This window comes from Ancylothrix sp. D3o (assembly GCF_025370775.1).
Classification (GTDB): Bacteria; Cyanobacteriota; Cyanobacteriia; order Cyanobacteriales; family Oscillatoriaceae; genus Ancylothrix.
This window is the reverse complement of the sequence record NZ_JAMXEX010000111.1, coordinates 1-1,763: the sequence shown is the minus strand read 5'-3', so window position 1 is coordinate 1,763 and position 1,763 is coordinate 1. Positions and strand designations below refer to the sequence as shown.

At 42.7% G+C, this 1,763-nt stretch carries 2 protein-coding genes; both read right to left on the bottom strand.

The features are described from left to right. Positions 1-1,527 (bottom strand): ATP-binding protein (locus NG798_RS27550; RefSeq protein WP_261226914.1); only part of this gene is annotated, 1,527 nt, incomplete at its 3' end. Positions 1,528-1,538: 11 nt separating this feature from the next. Further along, positions 1,539-1,763 (bottom strand): hypothetical protein (locus tag NG798_RS27545; RefSeq protein ID WP_317619651.1); only part of this gene is annotated, 225 nt, incomplete at its 5' end.

Genomic DNA, 1,763 nt, shown 5'->3' with positions numbered 1-1,763 from the left:
CAACTTCAAACAGCCTTGAGGTAATAATAGTGTTGAAAAATCATCACCGGCTCGTTGAATATCTAAAAACACATCTTCTGAAACAGAACTTTGCAACTCAGTCATTAATTCAGATGAGGGATTAACCGGCAACCGAGCCAACAAATTAAAAACCTTTTCACTTTTTCTCGTAGCCGCAGCTTCAACCATACCGGCCAATTCGGCTCCAACAAAATTGAGAGTACGGTTAAGCAAAATCTTCCATTCTTTTTCTGATAACGGTGAAGAGTTTTTATACCGGCGATCAAAACGGGCAGCGTGTAATTCAATAATTTGTTTGCGTTCAATTGCTTGGGGGAAACCGACATAAAAAATGTCATCAAACCGGCCTTTACGAGTAAGTTCAGGAGGTAGGGCAGCAAGCCGGTTGAGCGTCGCAATCACAAATGTTTCAGATGTCTTATCCTGCAACCACGTCAACAACTTACCCAAAATCTGAATACTGGTAGCAGCTTCCCCCGTCAAATCCCCACTACTGGCGGAAAACAACTTATCAAACTCATCAAAATAGAGGACAGACCGGCCTAGAGCTTCAACCCGGCGCAGTAACTCCTCAACATAGACAACCCCACCGGCCACCATCGCCCCAACATCAACAATTACTAACGGAACTTTCAATTTTGCAGCGCAGACACCGGCAGCAAAGGTTTTTCCCGTCCCCGGCGGCCCGACCATTAACCAACCCTTGGGCAATGGCAACCCCAAAGATTGTGCCACACTTGAATAACGGAATACAACGCTATCTAAAGCAGAACGCAGCCGGTCTAATCCCCCAAACTCTGACATAACCGAGGGCTGCTTGAAATTTAAGCCAAACTCTCTAAAACGCTCAATTTTATACTTGAGTAAACTAGCAACTAAATCAATATCACCTAACAAACCGCAGTGCCAGTAATAAATCCCACGTTTGATTTCCTCTGGATACAACCCAGAAACCGCCCCAATTAATTCATCCTTATCAACAGCCAATATCTGGGGGAATTCTGCGGTTAAAGATTCCAAATACTCAACTAGATTGCCGGGACTGGGGAGAGGTTGCACTAACGAAGGAATTAAACCGGCTAAAGTTGAATTTAGATATTGCCCCGCAGTTGAAAGCAAAACGACATAACAATCTTTCCTCGTAACCAACTTGTAAAATAAATTAACAAGTTGAGAAGTCATCTCTAAATTCTGCTGTTTGGATTGCCAATCAGAAGAAACTCCTAAAAGAGATTGTAGATTTTCAATAATAAAAAGCCCAGGTTTATCCCAATGGTTCAGGAAATCAAAAAAACTCCCCTTAATTTTCTCAACCGGCACCACAGCGCCATCTGAAAGCAAGAGCAATTCAGGGGAACCAAACGAACATAAGTAAGTAGGAATTTGAAAGAGACTGGCTACCCCAGAAATATAGTTCAAAACACGCGGTCGTTCAATCAGGGGAGCTACCACCTCAACAATAGGACACTTTGATTTTAACAGTTGCGGCAATGTATATAAATCCATAATTTACCTCCTTAACGCTCCATTCCTTGCTTTTTAGATAATTTTTGATTACCGAGTGCTCCATACTGTTGGGTTAGCACCGGCACCATCTTTTCAAAATAGGCTAAGTCTCGACTACTCATAGAGGACGAGTGGTGGCCATCTTGAAAATTAAGAATGTCACCGCGACCATCTTTTGCACTCACCTTACAACCAGATGCCGTTGCTTCAATTTTGTAAACTTGGCCATCTAAAGA